The organism is Arthrobacter sp. R1-13, assembly GCF_054161475.1.
Genome location: NZ_CP096420.1, coordinates 2625599 through 2641730 on the forward strand (window position 1 = coordinate 2625599; position 16132 = coordinate 2641730).

The 16132-nt window shown below is 61.0% G+C and carries 16 protein-coding genes; 8 read left to right on the forward strand and 8 right to left on the reverse strand.

Annotated features, from left to right (window positions below; genetic code table 11):
* Positions 1-6 precede the first annotated feature (6 nt).
* Positions 7-624: a MerR family transcriptional regulator gene (locus M1D88_RS12060; RefSeq protein WP_458111093.1), complete on the reverse strand. Its 618-nt coding sequence runs from the start codon at positions 622-624 to the stop codon at positions 7-9.
* A gap of 52 nt (positions 625-676) precedes the next feature.
* Between M1D88_RS12060 and M1D88_RS12065 the strand changes: the two genes are divergently transcribed.
* Positions 677-1114, forward strand: coding sequence for a hypothetical protein (locus M1D88_RS12065; RefSeq protein WP_458111094.1), 438 nt, complete (start codon positions 677-679; stop codon positions 1112-1114).
* Between the two features lie 145 nt (positions 1115-1259).
* Here the strand turns inward: M1D88_RS12065 and M1D88_RS12070 are convergent, their stop codons facing one another.
* The 7 genes from M1D88_RS12070 to nrdH form a co-directional block, all read right to left on the reverse strand.
* Positions 1260-2135 (reverse strand): carbohydrate ABC transporter permease, encoded by an 876-nt coding sequence (locus M1D88_RS12070; protein ID WP_309105336.1) that lies wholly within the window; start codon positions 2133-2135, stop codon positions 1260-1262.
* A complete protein-coding gene (locus M1D88_RS12075; protein ID WP_458111095.1) occupies positions 2132-3013 on the reverse strand; it encodes a carbohydrate ABC transporter permease in 882 nt (293 codons plus the stop codon). Before M1D88_RS12075 ends, M1D88_RS12070 begins: the two co-directional genes overlap by 4 nt.
* 3 nt (positions 3014-3016) lie before the next feature.
* Positions 3017-4372, reverse strand: a complete 1356-nt coding sequence (locus M1D88_RS12080) for an extracellular solute-binding protein (protein WP_458111096.1) — start codon at positions 4370-4372, stop codon at positions 3017-3019.
* A gap of 691 nt (positions 4373-5063) precedes the next feature.
* Positions 5064-6038 carry a class 1b ribonucleoside-diphosphate reductase subunit beta gene (nrdF, locus tag M1D88_RS12085; protein WP_458111097.1) on the reverse strand — a complete coding sequence of 325 codons (975 nt, stop codon included), beginning with the start codon at positions 6036-6038 and terminating at the stop codon, positions 5064-5066.
* 85 nt (positions 6039-6123) lie between these two features.
* On the reverse strand, positions 6124-8199 hold the full coding sequence (gene nrdE / locus M1D88_RS12090; protein WP_458114511.1) for a class 1b ribonucleoside-diphosphate reductase subunit alpha: 2076 nt from the start codon (positions 8197-8199) through the stop codon (positions 6124-6126).
* Positions 8200-8270: 71 nt separating this feature from the next.
* Positions 8271-8744, reverse strand: coding sequence for a class Ib ribonucleoside-diphosphate reductase assembly flavoprotein NrdI (nrdI, locus tag M1D88_RS12095; RefSeq protein WP_458111098.1), 474 nt, complete (start codon positions 8742-8744; stop codon positions 8271-8273).
* 44 nt (positions 8745-8788) lie between these two features.
* Positions 8789-9034 (reverse strand): glutaredoxin-like protein NrdH, encoded by a 246-nt coding sequence (nrdH, locus tag M1D88_RS12100; RefSeq protein ID WP_458111099.1) that lies wholly within the window; start codon positions 9032-9034, stop codon positions 8789-8791.
* Between the two features lie 460 nt (positions 9035-9494).
* Here nrdH and M1D88_RS12105 point away from each other — a divergent pair, with 460 nt between their 5' ends.
* The 7 genes from M1D88_RS12105 (at position 9495) to M1D88_RS12135 (ending at position 16116) form a co-directional block, all read left to right on the forward strand.
* Entirely contained in the window at positions 9495-10052 is a 558-nt protein-coding gene (locus M1D88_RS12105) for a dihydrofolate reductase family protein (RefSeq protein WP_458111100.1), read from the forward strand.
* 197 nt (positions 10053-10249) lie between these two features.
* Positions 10250-10942, forward strand: coding sequence for a GntR family transcriptional regulator (locus M1D88_RS12110; RefSeq protein WP_458111101.1), 693 nt, complete (start codon positions 10250-10252; stop codon positions 10940-10942).
* Positions 10943-10999: 57 nt separating this feature from the next.
* Positions 11000-11974, forward strand: a complete 975-nt coding sequence (locus tag M1D88_RS12115) for a tripartite tricarboxylate transporter substrate binding protein (protein ID WP_458111102.1) — start codon at positions 11000-11002, stop codon at positions 11972-11974.
* Positions 11975-11976: 2 nt separating this feature from the next.
* The gene (locus M1D88_RS12120) at positions 11977-12552 is read left to right on the forward strand and encodes a tripartite tricarboxylate transporter TctB family protein (protein WP_458111103.1); all 576 of its coding nucleotides are present in this window, start codon (positions 11977-11979) and stop codon (positions 12550-12552) included.
* Positions 12549-14105 carry a tripartite tricarboxylate transporter permease gene (locus M1D88_RS12125; RefSeq protein WP_458111104.1) on the forward strand — a complete coding sequence of 519 codons (1557 nt, stop codon included), beginning with the start codon at positions 12549-12551 and terminating at the stop codon, positions 14103-14105. The genes M1D88_RS12120 and M1D88_RS12125 overlap by 4 nt, the downstream gene beginning before the upstream one ends.
* Positions 14102-15241 (forward strand): sialidase family protein, encoded by a 1140-nt coding sequence (locus M1D88_RS12130; protein ID WP_458111105.1) that lies wholly within the window; start codon positions 14102-14104, stop codon positions 15239-15241. The genes M1D88_RS12125 and M1D88_RS12130 overlap by 4 nt, the downstream gene beginning before the upstream one ends.
* Positions 15238-16116: a dihydrodipicolinate synthase family protein gene (locus M1D88_RS12135; protein ID WP_458111106.1), complete on the forward strand. Its 879-nt coding sequence runs from the start codon at positions 15238-15240 to the stop codon at positions 16114-16116. Before M1D88_RS12130 ends, M1D88_RS12135 begins: the two co-directional genes overlap by 4 nt.
* Positions 16117-16132: the final 16 nt, after the last annotated feature.

Here is a 16132-nt window from a genome sequence, read left to right on the forward strand (position 1 = left end):
CGGGGATTATGCCCCACCGGGGCGGCCGCCGAGTTCGGAGCTGCTGACATCCTGGTGGGCGAGGCGCCGCAGCGCCGCGAGAATCGGTTCGTAGAGGGCTGTGCCGAGCACGGCGTACTGGATCGCAGCCTTTGCGTCGCCGGAAGGAACCTGAGCAATATCAATCTGCGCAATGGCACGCAGGTGCTCACCATAGCCTCGCAGCCTTTCCGCGCTCATTGGCATCCCTACAGACTCGGCAGCAGCGAGGGCGCGCTCGAGCTGGGCAACAGCGGGATACGAGGGGTCGTAGATCCAACCGAGCGTCTCGATCGCCGATCGCGCCCTCGCGAGGTCTTCGACGTCGTCCTCGGCATAGGGCGGAAGCGCCGCAACGGCCTCCCCAAGCGTTACATACAGGTCGGTCCGTGGGGAGTCGATGAGGCCCAGCACCACTTTGGTCTTCGCGACGCTCAGCCCCACGACGTCTGTCAATGCCCGGATCAAGGCGAGTCGACGGACGTGGTCCTCTCCATAGAGCGCCGACGTCGCGCCTGTCGACTCGCCCGGAGGCAGCAAACCCTCACGTAGGTAGTACTTCACGGTTGCCACCGGCACGCCGGACCGTTCGACTATCTCTGACATGCGCAAAGTGTTCCCCTTGATTAGATAGTTCTAATATCCAATACTGGATACTATGACTATCCAACCACAAACTGTCCTGCTTATTGGAGTCCTGCTGCTGTTCCTTGTGACCGTGGAGTCGGGCGGATACTTCCTCACGAAGGTTGTACGCCAGCACGTTCCGGCGAACGACCTGCAGAAGGGCTTCTTCCGCGCGGGCCACGCCCACGCGGCGGTGCTGCTGATGCTGAGCATCTTGATCCTGCTGGTCTTGGACCAGGTTCAACCAGTGACGCCGCTGGAACTCGTCGCGCGCAACGGCGTGCCCCTCGCGGCGATCCTCATGCCTGCGGGCTTCTTCCTCTCCGTGACGGGCAAGGATCCACAGCGGCCCAACAGGCTTATCGTCCTGTTGTGGCTTGGTGCTGCCAGCCTCACGGCAGGCCTGCTCGCTGCCGGGATCAGCCTGGTGATAGCCGGAGCCAGCGGACTTCAGGGCGTGGCCTCTTGACGCCGTGAGCTAGTGGGTTTTCTGCCCCACACGTTCCGCTTCATTGCCTGGATTCTCTACAACCCGGACCCACCCCGGTCACCAGGCACATGTGGACGACACCACTCCGTTCGCAACGTCGTCGAGGCATCGACCGACCGCGCGCTTAGCCCTTGACCGCCCCGGACAACGCGAACGATCCGCCGGCCCCGCGCGCGACCAGAACGTACAGGACCAGGACCGGCACCGAATAAAGGATGGAGAATGCGGCCAGCTGGCCGTAGGCGATGGCTCCATGCTGGCCGAAGAAGCTGAAGATCGAAACGGACGCAGGCTGTTTCGACGGGGACAGCAGGAGTATGAAGGGCACGAAGAAGTTGCCCCAGGTCTGGATGAAAACGAAGATGAATACTACGCCCAGCCCCTGGCGCATTAGGGGCAGCACCACGGTGCGCAGGGCCGTCAGCCCGGAGGCACCGTCCATCCAGGCGGCTTCCTCCAGCGAGACGGGCACCGTGTCCATGAAGTTCTTGGTCATCCAGATAGCCATTGGCAGCGCCGTTGCCGCCATAAAGAGAGCGGTTGACGGCACGGAGTCCAGCAGCCGCAACTGGACGAACAGGCCGTAGACCGGAACCATGATCGCGGTGATGGGCAGGCAGGTCCCGCACAGGATCGAATATAGGAACGGCTTGTTGAACCTGGACTGGAACCGGGAAAGCGGGTAGGCGGCCAGCACGGCAGCCGCCACGGTCACCGTTGCCGTCCCTCCGGAGAGCAGCAGGCTGTTCCATAGCGGCCTGAGCAGCAACTCCGGCGTGAGGACCGCCGCAAAGTTGGTGAGCGAGGGGTTGGCGGGCAACTGTGTCTGGTAACCGGCGTTGGTATCCAGCGAAGCGAAAACCAGCCACAGTAACGGCAGCAGAAAGCAGGCGCCGATCAGCAGCAGCGCGGCATCTGCCGGAGCACTGGACCGGCGGCGTTCCGGCGGGGTTAACCTCCGGTTAGCGGTCCGCCGGACCGCCTGTTCCGCCGTCGTCATCGATTGGCCCCCTTGAGCAGCCGGACGTATGCAATCCCGAACACCAGGCCCAGGACAATGAGCACGGAGGCGATGGCGGTGCCGTAGCCGATGTCGCCGAACTTGAAGGCCTCCTGATAGGCAAGGACCGGCAAAGTGGTGCTGGCATTGGACGGTCCGCCGGCCGTCATCACCCAGATCAGGGTGAAGACCGCCAACGTCTGGAGGGTCACGAGCATCAGGTTGGTGGCAATGCTGGACCGGATCAATGGCAGCGTGATGAACACCAGCCGCTGCCGGTTGGATGCGCCGTCCATGAGGGCGGCTTCGGAGATGTCCTGCGGCACGTCGGCGAGGGCCGCCCGGTAAACCAGCATAGAGAAAGCGGTGCCGCGCCAGATGTTGGCGAGCACCACGGCCACCATGGGGAACGCGTACAGCCAGTCGGCACCGGCCCAGCCCGCACCCGCGAGCAGCTGGTTGAGCGTCCCGTCCTTGCTGAAATAGGCGTAAGCGGCGAAAGCAGCAACAATCTCGGGAAGCACCCAGGCCGCCACCACGGCGGTTCCCACGACGGCGGAAACAGGCTTCCGGGCACGCGTCATCAGTCCGGCAATCAGCAGTCCCAGCAGGTTCTGGCCTACTATCGCGGACGCCACCACGAAGACAACCGTCAGGACAACTGAGGCCGGGAACGCGGAGTCGGTCAGCAGCCGCGCGTAGTTGTCGACGCCGGTCCAGGCCGGATTCCTGGCGTTCCGGCCGGTAAGGGCCGCATTCGTGAAGGAGGCGTGGAAGGACCACAGGACGGGCGCCGCGAGGAAAAGAAGGAGCAGCAGGACGGACGGCACAACCGGCAGCAGCCGGAGCTGCTGCCGGATGGACTTGCGTGCACTCATGCGTTATTTCTGCAGAACCTTGGCGTCACCCACCAGGTCCCTGACTGTCTTGTCGTATTGCTCGGCTGCCTCCCGCGGCGAGAGCGTACCCGTGATCACTGCTTCAGTGGCAACCTGCACGGCCGCGGAGATCCGTGGGTAGTCCGCTGTTGCGGGCCGGTAGTGGGTGACGGAAACGAGTTCTGACACGTCCTTGACGAACGGGTTGGCCGCCAGATAGTCGGGTTCGGCGGCAACGTCTGACCGGACTGCGATTTGGGAACTCGCAATGGTGAACGCCAGTGAGTTCTTCTTGTTCAGGGCCGTTGCAAGGAACTGGAACGCCTGGTCCGGATTCTTGGAGTCAGCACCGACGGCCAGGGTCCAGCCGCCCGACATGCTGACGCCGCCCGGCTCCTGGCCGCGCTGGGTGGGGAACTTAGCCACGCCCATATCTTCGGCGTAGCCTGCCCACTCGTAGCTGCCGCCCTTCTGCCAGAACGACGGCGAGTAGGAACCTTCCACGACGGCCCCCATTTTGCCCTGCGGCAACCATTCGCCGAAGACCTTCTTCCAGACATTCGCGTCGAGCGCCTCGGCAGGCGTAACAGCCAGTTTTTCGTCGTAGAGGGTTTTCAGGAAGGCCAGCGAATCGGTGAAGCCCTGCGAACCGACCACCCACTTCTTCTCCTGCCGGGCATACAGCTCACTGTCCGTGCCATACAACAGCTCGTAGAAGCTTTGCATCACGCTACCTTCACCGGACGCCTTGCCGGCGTACATGTTGAAGGGAACCACGGACGGATCCGCAGCCTTCATTTTGCGGGCAGCGTCGAGGATTTCATCCCAGGTCCGGGGCTGCCAGGGCACGGCGATCCCTGCCTTTTGCAGGACCTTCTTGTTGTACCAGATGCCGCGGGTGTCAGTGCCCAGCGGGACAGCGTAGATTCCGCCGTCGTCACCGGTGCCGGCAGCTTTGACGGCTTCACTGTAGGCCTTCCAGTCGTCCCACTTCTCGAGGTAACTGTCCAGCTTCAGGAGGTATCCGGCGTCGACGTCCGACCGCACCTTGAAGGTGTCCTCGTAAAAGACATCAGGTGCGGTTTCCGCGGACCTCAGGGCCAGTGCAAGCTTGGTGCCATAGTCGTCGTCGTTCGCCTCGATGGGCTGCAGCTCAACGGTGGTGCCTTGATTGGCAGCTTCAAAATCCTTCTTGGCCTCCTTGAACAGGGTGTCGAGGGCGGTAAAGGAGTCTGTCTTTTGGTAGACGATCTTCAATGTCCGGTTTTCTGCGGCCGGCTGTTCCGGGGAACAGGCCGATGATGCCAGCAGCACTGCCGCAGACAACAGTGCCACGAGTAATCTGGGAGGGCGGTGCATGACGCTCCAATCTTCGAGCGGCTGCAGCCCCCAATATCCTCCAGCTGGCCCCAGCCTGTATGCAATTTCAGTTGAATATCACCCACAAACAAAGCGGCGGGAGCCGGTCCTCAGCCTTCAAGCACTCAGATAAAAAGAATAGACCGGGAAGAACCTGGGAATCATCGATTCTCTCGCGCCGGAACCCGTGTCCTCCAGGGCGTGGTCGTTGGACCTCTCCCCTGAGTCGTTCCCTGGTTTGACTGTCATCGACATTCCCGCACTGCTTGGCACCAGCTGGCCCCCTCTAGCCTTCAGTTTCCGACCACCCAGGAAAGCTTGCGGCCACCCCTGGAAGTCCAAGCAGCAAACGCGCCCCGAAGTAGGACGTGAAGCGGTGCTCAAAGTGGCCAAGCGAATAAGCTGGCCAAGTTAGTTGGCCGCGCCAATCAAAGAAACACCAGCTCGAGGGTAGCTACGATCCTCTGCCTCAGTCCATGCGAGGATCCCCCTTCCCCAGGCTGGCCATCATCGCATCGGTACTAAAGCCGGCACGACTGGCGGGTACAGTCGCGAGCAACCAGCCCTCACATCTTCAGCCTTGCGACTCCTGCCTATTTGCGAACTCCGCCAATGAGCGAAGGGTTGGCACCACGATACGATGCCGCGGTGCCAACTGCTGCGTCTTATTGCCCCGAGCTAACAGGAGGAACTAGAAGTCCCAGTCCTCATCCTCAGTATTGACAGCCTTGCCGATCACATACGAAGACCCTGACCCGGAGAAGAAGTCGTGGTTCTCGTCCGCGTTCGGGGACAGGGCCGAGAGGATGGCCGGGTTCACGTCGGTGACGGAAGCCGGGAACATGGCCTCGTAGCCCAGGTTCATCAGCGCCTTGTTGGCGTTGTAGTGCAGGAACTTCTTGACGTCCTCGGCCAGGCCAACGGAGTCGTAGAGGTCGTGCGTGTACTGGACTTCGTTCTCATACAGCTCGAAGAGCAGCTCGAACGTGTAGTCCTTGATCTCCTGCTTGCGCTCCTCGGAAAGTCCCTCGAGGCCCTTCTGGAACTTGTAGCCGATGTAGTAGCCGTGCACTGCCTCGTCGCGGATGATGAGGCGGATCAGGTCGGCCGTGTTCGTCAGCTTCGCCCGTGAGGACCAGTACATGGGCAGGTAGAAGCCCGAGTAGAAGAGGAAGCTCTCCAGCAGAGTGGAGGCTACCTTGCGCTTCAGGGGGTCATCGCCCTGGTAGTAGTCCATGACGATCTGAGCCTTCTTCTGAAGGTTCTCGTTCTCGGTGGACCAGCGGAATGCCTCGTCGATCTCCTTGGTGGAGGCCAGAGTGGAGAAGATGGACGAATAGCTCTTGGCGTGCACGGACTCCATGAACGCGATGTTCGTGTAGACGGCCTCTTCATGCGGGGTGATGGCGTCCGGAATCAGAGAGACAGCGCCAACGGTGCCCTGGATTGTGTCCAGCAGGGTCAGTCCAGTGAACACACGCATGGTGAGCTGCTGCTCGTCCGGGGTGAGCGTTGCCCAGGACTGAATGTCGTTGGACAGCGGCACCTTCTCCGGCAGCCAGAAGTTGTTGACCAGGCGGTTCCAGACGTCAACGTCCTTGTCGTCCTGAATACGGTTCCAGTTGATGGCTTCGACGTGCGTCAGCAGCTTGACCTTCTCGGTCATTTCGTCCCCTAAAGGTTGGGTTTCTTCTTAAGGTAAAGCGTACGACGGCGGGCGGTGGCCCGCCGTCGTAATCAACCGATTTCGGTTACAACATACACGAGACGCAGTTTTCCACCTCGGTGCCCTCCAGCGCGAGCTGGCGGAGACGGATGTAGTAGATGGTCTTGATGCCCTTGCGCCACGCGTAGATCTGCGCCTTGTTGATGTCGCGGGTGGTGGCGGTGTCCTTGAAGAACAGCGTCAGGCTCAGGCCCTGGTCCACGTGCTGGGTGGCAGCGGCGTAGGTGTCGATAACCTTCTCGTAGCCGATCTCATACGCGTCCTGGTAGTACTCCAGGTTGTCGTTGGTGAGGTAGGGCGCCGGGTAGTACACGCGTCCCAGCTTGCCTTCCTTGCGGATTTCGATCTTGGATGCCACCGGGTGGATCGAGGAGGTGGAGTTGTTGATGTAGCTGATGGAGCCCGTGGGCGGAACAGCCTGCAGGTTCTGGTTGTAGATACCGTGCTCCATGACCGAAGCCTTCAGTTCGCGCCAGTCATCCTGCGTGGGAATGTGGACGTTCTTGAAGAGCTCCTTGACCTTCTCAGTCTTCGGAACCCATTCCTGCTCGGTGTACTTGTCGAAGAACTCGCCCGAAGCGTACTTGGACTTCTCGAAGCCGCCGAAGGTCTGGCCGGTCTGGATGGCCAGCTTATTGGAGGCGCGGATTGCGTGGTACACAACCGAGTAGAAGTAGATGTTGGTGAAGTCCAAGCCCTCTTCGGAGCCGTAGTGGACCCGCTCGCGGGCAAGGTAACCGTGCAGGTTCATCTGGCCCAGGCCGATGGCGTGCGACTGGTCGTTGCCCTTTGCGATGGAGGGCACCGAGGTGATGTTGGACATGTCCGAAACGGCTGAGAGGGACCGGATGGCCGTCTCGATGGTCAGGCCGAAGTCCGGTGAATCCATGGTCTTCGCGATGTTCAGCGAGCCCAGGTTGCAGGAGATGTCCTTGCCGGTCTCAGCGTAAGACAGATCATCGTTGTACGTGGTGGGCTGGGAAACCTGGAGGATCTCCGAGCACAGGTTGGACATGATGATCTTGCCATCGATCGGGTTGGCCCGGTTCACGGTGTCCTCGAACATGATGTACGGGTAGCCGGATTCGAACTGGATCTCGGCGAGGGTCTGGAAGAACTCGCGCGCCTTGATCTTGGTCTTCTTGATCCGGGAATCGTCCACCATCTCGTAGTACTTCTCGGTGACCGAGACGTCAGAGAACGGCATCCCGTAGACACGTTCGACGTCGTACGGCGAGAACAGGTACATGTCCTCGTCCTTCTTGGCCAGCTCGAAGGTGATGTCCGGAATCACGACACCGAGGGAGAGGGTCTTGATGCGGATCTTCTCGTCCGCGTTCTCCCGCTTGGTATCCAGGAACCGGTAGATGTCCGGGTGGTGGGCGTGCAGGTAGACCGCTCCGGCACCCTGGCGGGCACCGAGCTGGTTGGCGTAGGAGAAGCTGTCCTCGAGGAGCTTCATCACGGGGATGACACCGGAGGACTGATTCTCGATCTGCTTGATGGGCGCGCCGACTTCGCGGATGTTGGTCAGCGCGAAAGCCACGCCACCACCACGTTTGGACAGCTGCAGGGCGGAGTTGATGGAGCGGCCGATGGATTCCATGTTGTCTTCGATGCGGAGCAGGAAGCAGGACACGAGCTCGCCGCGCTGGCGCTTGCCGGCGTTAAGGAAGGTGGGAGTGGCTGGCTGGAAACGCCCCTCGATGATCTCGTCCACCATCTGCAGGGCAAGCTGCTCGTCACCGCGGGCAAGGTGCAGGGCCACCATGCAAACGCGGTCCTCGTAGCGCTCCAGGAAACGCTTGCCGTCAAACGTCTTCAGTGTGTACGAGGTATAGAACTTGAATGCGCCAAGGAAGGTTTCAAAGCGGAACTTCTTCTGGTACGCCCGCTTGTAGAGTTCGCGGATGAAGTTCATCGTGTACTGGTCGAGGGTTTCGCGCTCGTAGTACTGGTTCTTCACCAGGTAGTCGAGCTTCTCCTCAAGGTCATGGAAGAAGACCGTGTTGTTGTTCACGTGCTGCAGGAAGTATTGGTGAGCCGCTTCGCGGTCTGCCTCGAACTGGATCTCTCCGTTGGGACCGTAGAGGTTCAGCATCGCGTTCAGTTCGTGATAGCCGAGGCCCTTGTAGGCAGCCGGCAGCGCCGGCTTAGTGGGGGCGACGGCGGTTACTTCTGTGTCTGCGACAGTCGTGTCCAAAACTTGTCCAATCCTTGGTTGACCAGGCGGACGTCGTCTGGCGTCCCCATAAGTTCAAATCGATAGAGGTGTGGGACCTTGCACTTGGCGGCGACGATGTCGCCCGCCATGCAGTAGTTGTCCCCGAAATTCGTGTTTCCCGCGCCAATGACCCCGCGGATGAGGTTCCTGTTCTGCGGATTGTTGAGGAAACGGATAACCTGCTTGGGAACCGAGCCCTCTCCCCCGGTCCCGCCATACGTTGGCAACACCAGCACAAAAGGTTCAGTAGCGACCAACGGACTCTCGCTCGCGTAGAGCGGAATCCGCGCCGAATCCCGTCCAAGCTTGTCGACGAAGCGCTTGGTGTTCTCCGACGTGGAGGAAAAATAGATAAGTGCGCTGTGAGTGGTGTTGACGGCCTGTGCTCCAACCGGAGCATCGGCCATTGCCAGTGCTGCCATGGGAGTCACCTCACCTGTGCTTGTGTCGGGCGCTTGAGCCCGTGCTATGCGACGGAGGAAGTGGCCAGCACGGCCAGTTCCTCGATCTTGTCCGGACGGAAGCCGGACCAGTGATCCTGGTCGGTGACCACAACTGGTGCCTGCATGTAGCCGAGGGCCTTCAGGCGCTCGAGGGCATCCGCATCCTGCGAAATGTCGACGCTCTGGTATGTGATGCCCTTCTTGTCCAGCGCGCGGTATGTCGCGTTGCACTGAACACAGGCCGGTTTCGTGTAAACCGTAACGGTCATGGTCCCTGTCCCCTTTGTTGAACTCTTCGTTATCCGTAGGCCGCAACCGGAACTGGGATTCCTTGTCCGCTACTGCCCCTGGTTCAAGCTGCCTGAGCCACACTGAACCAGTTTGTTGTCTTCGCTGATTCCCCGATCAATCAGTAACTCGATACTACATGTAGTGCACGTTCCTCTGCGGAACCCCAAGATGATGTATTACAAGTATGTCATTTAATGCACCGTTAATCCACAGGCAAGGTCCTTCAAAATGTCCGTATTTCTCCTGTTTTGGCGGACTTAATCCACACCCTGTGGAGTACTTAGCCACATTTAAACCCCAGCGTGTCGCTTCGTGGACGGCGTGTCGCGGCCCTCCCCTTGAAACGCTGGACGCCACTGTTGCCCTGGCCTAGGGTCGAACCACCTGCACGAGCCTGCAACCGATAAGCCTGGAACCGACAAGGAAGGCCGAGTGGCCATGGCGAAATTGATCTACAGCGGGATCACGTCCCTCGACGGCTACATAGCGGACCGCGATGGAAACTTCGACTGGAGTGCTCCGGACGAAGAAGTCCACACGTTCATCAACCACAATGAAGGGCTCGTTGGCACGTTCCTCCTGGGGCGCCGAATGTACGAAGTGATGGTCTGGTGGGAGACTCTTCAGCTAGACGACGAGCCCCCTGCCATACGGGATTTCGCCCGGATCTGGAAGCAGGCGGATAAGGTGCTCTACTCCACTACGCTCGACACCGTATCCAGCACCAGGACCAGAATCGAGCAGAGTTTCGACCCCGCAGCAGTCCGGCAGTTGAAGGAAACGGCGGACCGGGATATCTCTGTTGCCGGTCCGGTTCTTGCTGCCCACGCCATCAGGGCAGGGCTGGTAGATGAATACCGTGTCTATGTCACGCCCATGATCGTCGGAGGGGGCAAGCAGTTCCTGCCCGACGACGTCCGCCTCGGGGTCGAATTGCTGGAGGAGCGCCGCTTCGCCAGCGGCGTGGTCTATCTCAGGTACCGCAACAGGTCCTGAAAAGAACGCTTTTTGACGTTCGGCGGGTGACCCCACCCGCGACGCATCCCTCCCTTCGCCTTGGCCTTTCTAACTTGCCTAGGGTTCGTAGCCCTTCACCCTTGACGTGTCTCATGTCACGTTCTAGATTGGTAAACAGTAAACGGTTAACCGTAAACCGAGCGCCAAGCCAAGAGCGACGGAGGAAGTAGTCAACGATGACGAGCCTGCTTTTCACCAATGGGGAACGCCCCATATCCCAAGCAGAGGGCTTGGGCGCCCAAGTGGTTTCACAGTTGCGCCACGCAATCGTGGCCAGCGAAATCCCTCCCGGAACTCACTTGGTTGAGTCGCAAGTGTCCGCCAGTTTCGGCGTTAGCCGCGGTCCCATCCGCGATGCCTTCCGTCAGCTCGAGGCGGAGGGGCTGGTTGAAAGCCGGCGGCGGGGTGTCTTTGCCGTGGGCCTCCGTGCCTCAGATGTTGAGGAGCTCTACGAGCTGCGGGAGCTTCTCGAAGTCAAAGCTATGGAACTGGCCTACGGAAAATCCGAGGATGCCGACTGGGAGCCAGTGCTGCAAAGCCTGGAGGCCATGAAGGACCGTGCACAGGCGAAGGATTCTCTTGGATTCGCCCGAGCCGATCTCAGCTTCCACTCGGCGTTTTACACAGTTAGCGGCACCAAGCGATTGGAGAGTATGTGGAAGCAATACGAACCCACGTTCTCGGTGATGCTTCAGCTGACCAATGCTGAAGAGCGCGACCTTGAACCCATCTATCAGGACCACCTCGATCTCTATACAACGCTGCGCGAGGGCGAGCTGCAAAAGGCTGTGGACATGCTTCGACTCCATTTGCAGGGTTCCCGCGACCGCCTAACCAAGGCCTTCAGCCGGCTCCACAACGAATCCTGAAACAACGGCTCTCAGAGCCAAGCACCACCCGCACCGCAACAACAAGGAAGTTGGATCATGAAAAAGTCTCGCAGTCTCACCTTTGCCAGCGTTTTTTCCGCTGCTGCCCTCGTGCTCACAGCATGCCAGGGAGGAGGTGGCGGAACCGGTGGTGCGCCCGCTGCGGCTAACTATCCGGAAAAGGACATCACCTTCATAGTCCAGGCTGCGGCTGGTGGCGGTTCAGACCTTGCCTCCCGCGCCCTCGCGGCCGAGCTTGAGAAGGACCTCGGCGTGTCCGTAATCGTGGAAAACCGTCCAGGTGCTTCCGGTTCCACAGCCATGCAGTACGTTGCGGATGCTAATCCTGACGGCTACACCATCGGCTTCGTCCCGGTGGAAATCTCCATGCTCGGACACCAGGGCTTCGACGTCGATCCAGCGAACTATGACTTCCTCGGACAGATCATGCTCGCACCCGGCGTCGTTTCTGTTCCCACGGACAGCCCCATTAAGACACTCGACGACCTGGTGGCTGCCGGTAAGAACGAGCCGCTGAACATGGCAAACTCAGGCCCCGGTTCGATCTGGGAAGCAGCGGAGCTGGGCCTCGCCGAAGCCACCGGTGCCCAGATAGTTCCTGTACCGTTCGACGGCGGTGCCCCAGCAGTTGCAGCCGTCATCGGCAAACAAGTGGACGGGGCAGTAGGCGGGACCTCTGAATCACAGGCTGCGCACAATGCCGGCCAGATCCGTGCCCTCGCTGTGCTCCACAACGAGCGTCACCCGCTGATCAAGGACGTCCCCACCGCAAAGGAACTTGGATATGACCTTGAATTCGGCGGCTGGGGTGGTGTCTATGCTCCCAAGGATCTGCCCGCTGAAGTCCGTGACCGCCTTGCAAGTGCAATCGAGAAGTCAGCCAAGTCAGAAGGCTTCATCAACACGATCTCCAAGGGCGGGGCTCTGCCGGTCTACAAGTCGCCTGAGGACTTCACTTCCTTCATTGACAGCGAGTACGAGCGCTTCGGCAAGCTCCTGAAGAAGAGCTGATCATGAACGCCAGTCCCCTCAATCGCCGGGACCGTAAGGCCGAGGCGCAGGTGCCTAACGGCGTCGAGCCGGCTGGTATGACTGTCGCGCCGGGCGAGGAGGCAGAAGCACCGGTTGCTTCTGCCTCCGCCAGCCCCTCAAAGTGGCTCGAAATCGCAGTGGCAGCCGCCGCCGTCGGCCTCACAGCCGCGGTCTACCTGCTGGGCGGGGCCATCGAGCTTCGGATTGAACAGCCGGGCATGACGCCGCGGTCCTGGCCGCAGTTGCTGGGCGGACTGGGACTTGCACTCTCCATCGTGCTGCTGCTCATCGCTGTTCTCCGCCCGCCACAATCACGATCCGAACTCGAAGCCTCCACCCGGCCAGGATGGCTGCGGCTGCTCCTCACAGTGGCCGCCACCATCGCGTTCCTCGCGGCATGGCCCCTTCTCGGCTTCGTCTTTACGGCCCCGGTGTTCATTGCCGTGGTGACCGCCATTGGGGGCGGACGGGGAGTCCGGGCGCTGCTCATCTACCCGGTTGTAATGGCAGCCCTGATCTATGCCCTGTTCAACCTACTGCTGAAAGTGCCGCTATGAATGCTTTGGAAGCCGGACTCAGCGCCGTCACGGATCCCGTCACCCTGCTGTGCCTGATCATCGGCCTCGCCGTGGGAACACTCGTGGGGGTCTTCCCAGGTGTCACCGGATCGATGGCCGTCGCACTCGCATCCGGATTCACGCTGACGCTGGAACCCGTGCAAGGTCTTGCGGTACTCCTCAGCATCTATGTCGGAGCCAACTATGGGGACCGCGTCCCGTCCATTCTGGTCAACACCCCCGGAACTCCGGCGGCCATAGCCACCACCTTCGACGGCTATCCGATGGCGAAAGATGGCCGTGCGGGATTGGCTCTTGTCATCTCGTCGATCGCGTCGACCGTGGCCATCCTCGTTTCGATCGTTGTCTTCATCGTGGCGGCGCAACCTGTGGCCGCGGTTGCCTTGAACTTTGGTCCAGCGGAAATGTTCGCACTCGTGGTCTTCGGTTTGACCATCATGGTGTCTATCTCGTCGAAATCCATTATTAAGGGGCTTCTCGCGGGCATCGTCGGCCTGGTGCTCGGTGCCGTCGGCCGGGACCCGATCACCGGGGACCGACGATTCACTTTTGGCATCAATGATCTTGCCGGTGGGCTGGACTTCATCGCCATCATCATCGGCCTCTTCGGTATCGCGGAGCTCTTTGACCAGCTCCTCACCCACCACGAGCACAAGATCAAGCCCATTTCCTCCTTGGGGAGGTGGTGGCCCAACAAGGCGGAGTACAAGCAGATGGGCAAGCCCATGGCCCTGGGCACCGGCATAGGTGTATTCGTTGGGGTCGTGCCGGCTGCCGGCGGGGATATCGCCGGCCTGATCGGCTGGGACCGGGCGCGGGCAATCTCGAAAGAAAAGGACAAGTTCGGCAAAGGCTCTATCGAAGGCATTACCGCCGCAGACAGCGCTTCCAGCGGCACGCTGGGAGGATCCCTCACCACCACCATGGCATTGGGTATCCCCGGTGATTCCGTGATGGCAGTGATGATCGGATCCATGGTCATCTGGGGTCTTCAGCCCGGGCCGCAGCTGTTCAGCAACAGTCCTGAACTCGTGGTCTCGATCGCGGCAATCATGATCATCGCCACGGTTGTCTCGCTGATCGTGAGCCTGGTGCGCATGCGTGGGATGGTCAGGCTCATGGATTTGCCGAACCACTACATTTGGTCAGCCATCCTGATTTTCTGCCTGGTAGGGACCTACACCGTCACCAACAATATGTACACCGTGATCGTCATGCTCATAGCCGGCGTCATTGGCCTGATCATGAAGCGGACCGGGTTCCCCGCCGGCCCTGTAGTGCTGGGGCTGCTGCTTGGTCCCCTGGCCGAATCCAACCTGCGCCGTGCACTCCTGATCGATGGTCCTGCGATCCTCGTCACCCATCCCATATCCTTGGTGCTGCTGTTGCTGGCCACTGTCTCGTTGGCTCTGCCCATCATTGCCAAGGTTCGCAGTGCGCGTCAGGGCATAGGCGGCGCTGCCTCCCTCGAAGAACAGCTCGCAGAGCGGACGCGGCGGGAAGCAGCCGGTCAGGTGACGGAAAAGAAATGAGTGCTGCCACCATCACCTCCGGGGTGGCGCGTGAGTGGGTGGCGTCCCCGCACCATGCGTTCGGGAGGCTGTGGCGCCAGTGCCATGCATCAACAGTTCTCGCTATTGGAGATCGGCTGTTGTGCGCCTGGTTCGCTGGAACCGAAGAGGGCACTGCCGACAACCGGATCTGGAGCTCCAGACGTAACAGCGACGGCATCTGGAGTGATCCGCGCATCATCGCAGGGACAACCCACATTGCCCATTGGAATCCAGTGCTTGCCCTCGCCCCCAACGGCGAAGTCTGGCTTTTCCACAAACGCGGGGATCGCATCTCCTCCTGGAGCACCTGGGTGTGCACAAGCACAGATGAAGGCACCACCTGGGGCGAGGCCAGGGAACTTGTTCCGGGTGACAGCGGTGGGCGCGGACCGGTTAAGAACCCTCCCATCCAGACGGCGGACGGAGCTTGGCTGGCACCGGGCTCCACCGAGAAGTGGGATCCCGCCGGGGCTGTATGGGAGTGTTTCGTTGACCGCTCCACTGACGGCGGCTCGACGTGGACTTCCTCGCCCATTCCACTCCCCCGCAATGGGCTTACAGGTGCAGGGATCATCCAGCCGGCGCTCTGGGCCAATGGCAGCTCAGTCGGCGCGCTGATGCGGTCCACCGAGGGCCGGGCCTACGTCTCCTTCTCGGACGACGGCGGACGGACCTTCTCGATTGCAGAACCGAGCGCGCTGCCCAACAACAACAGCGGCCTCACGGTGGCCCGGTTGCCTGACTGGACCCTCGCCTGCGTCCACAACCCCACGACCGCAAACTGGGGCTCACGGTGCCCACTTGTTGTCTCCGTCTCCGACGAAGGCCGCAACTGGGAGCCTGCCGTCGTCGTCGAAGATGGCCTGACGCCTTTGGACGGCTTTGAACCAAGCCTCCCCGGAGAATCCGCCACGGGCTTCCAGCCTAGGGATGAAGGAGTGCGCACGGACGGTACCGGCGAATACTCCTACCCGGCCGCGGTGGTGCTCGGCGAGGATCTGATCATTACCTACACCTGGCAGCGCAGGGCCATTGCCTGCGCGGCCGTACCCCTCAAATTGTTAACCGACCCAGAACAACAGCATTCTGAACCACACCGAGAGGCTTCCTCATGACCGCGCAGATTATCAGCGCCCTCCCCGTTCCCTTCACTGCCGAAGGCACCATCGAGTGGGACAGCTACGACGCCCTGCTGCAACGCATTTCCCCGCATGTGCACGGAGCCCTGGTTGCCGGAACCACCGGCGAGTTCCCGGCTCTGGACGACGACGAACGGCTCGAAGCCTTCCGCCGCGCCTGCCTGGTTCTCGGCACGGAACGCGTGATCGGCCACATCGGCCACCCCAGCCTCCGCCAGGTGGTCCGGCTCGGCAAGGCCGCCGCGGCACTCGGGATTACCCGGATGGCAACCCTCAGCCCCTATTACCTGCCTGCCGATGACGCCGCCGTCGTCGAATTCTTCCGCGGCGTTACAGCTTCCCTCCCCGGGATCGATCATTACGTCTATCTCTTCCCAGAGCGCACAGGCATCACCGTCTCCACTGGTGCGTTCCGGGAAATCATGGCACTGCCAGGGGTTCGCGGCACAAAACTATCGGGAGCTGCCACCTTGGATCTGGTGGCCTATTCCGCTGAGCTCCAACCCGGGCAGGAAGTATATTCCGGCGACGATTCCACCCTGCCGCAGGTCCTTGAAAACGGCGGCACTGGAGTGGTGTCCGGCGTGTCCGCTGCATTCCCGGAGACCTTCGCCCGCCTCGCCGCTGCCCTCGACGCCTCCCCGCAGAAGGGTGACGGAATTAGCGACGAAGCGCAATCCGTGCAGAAGACCGTAGTGGAGCTGGTCCGCTTGGCTGGGCCGTCCATCATCCGCCTGAAGGAAGCGGTCTCGGTAAACGTCGACGGCGAATGGGCCTCGCGCATGCCGATGCCGGCAATCGATGACTCTCTGCGCAGCGAGCTCCACCAGGCCGCTGCCCTCAATTCCTGAACCCTGCGAGCGCCTA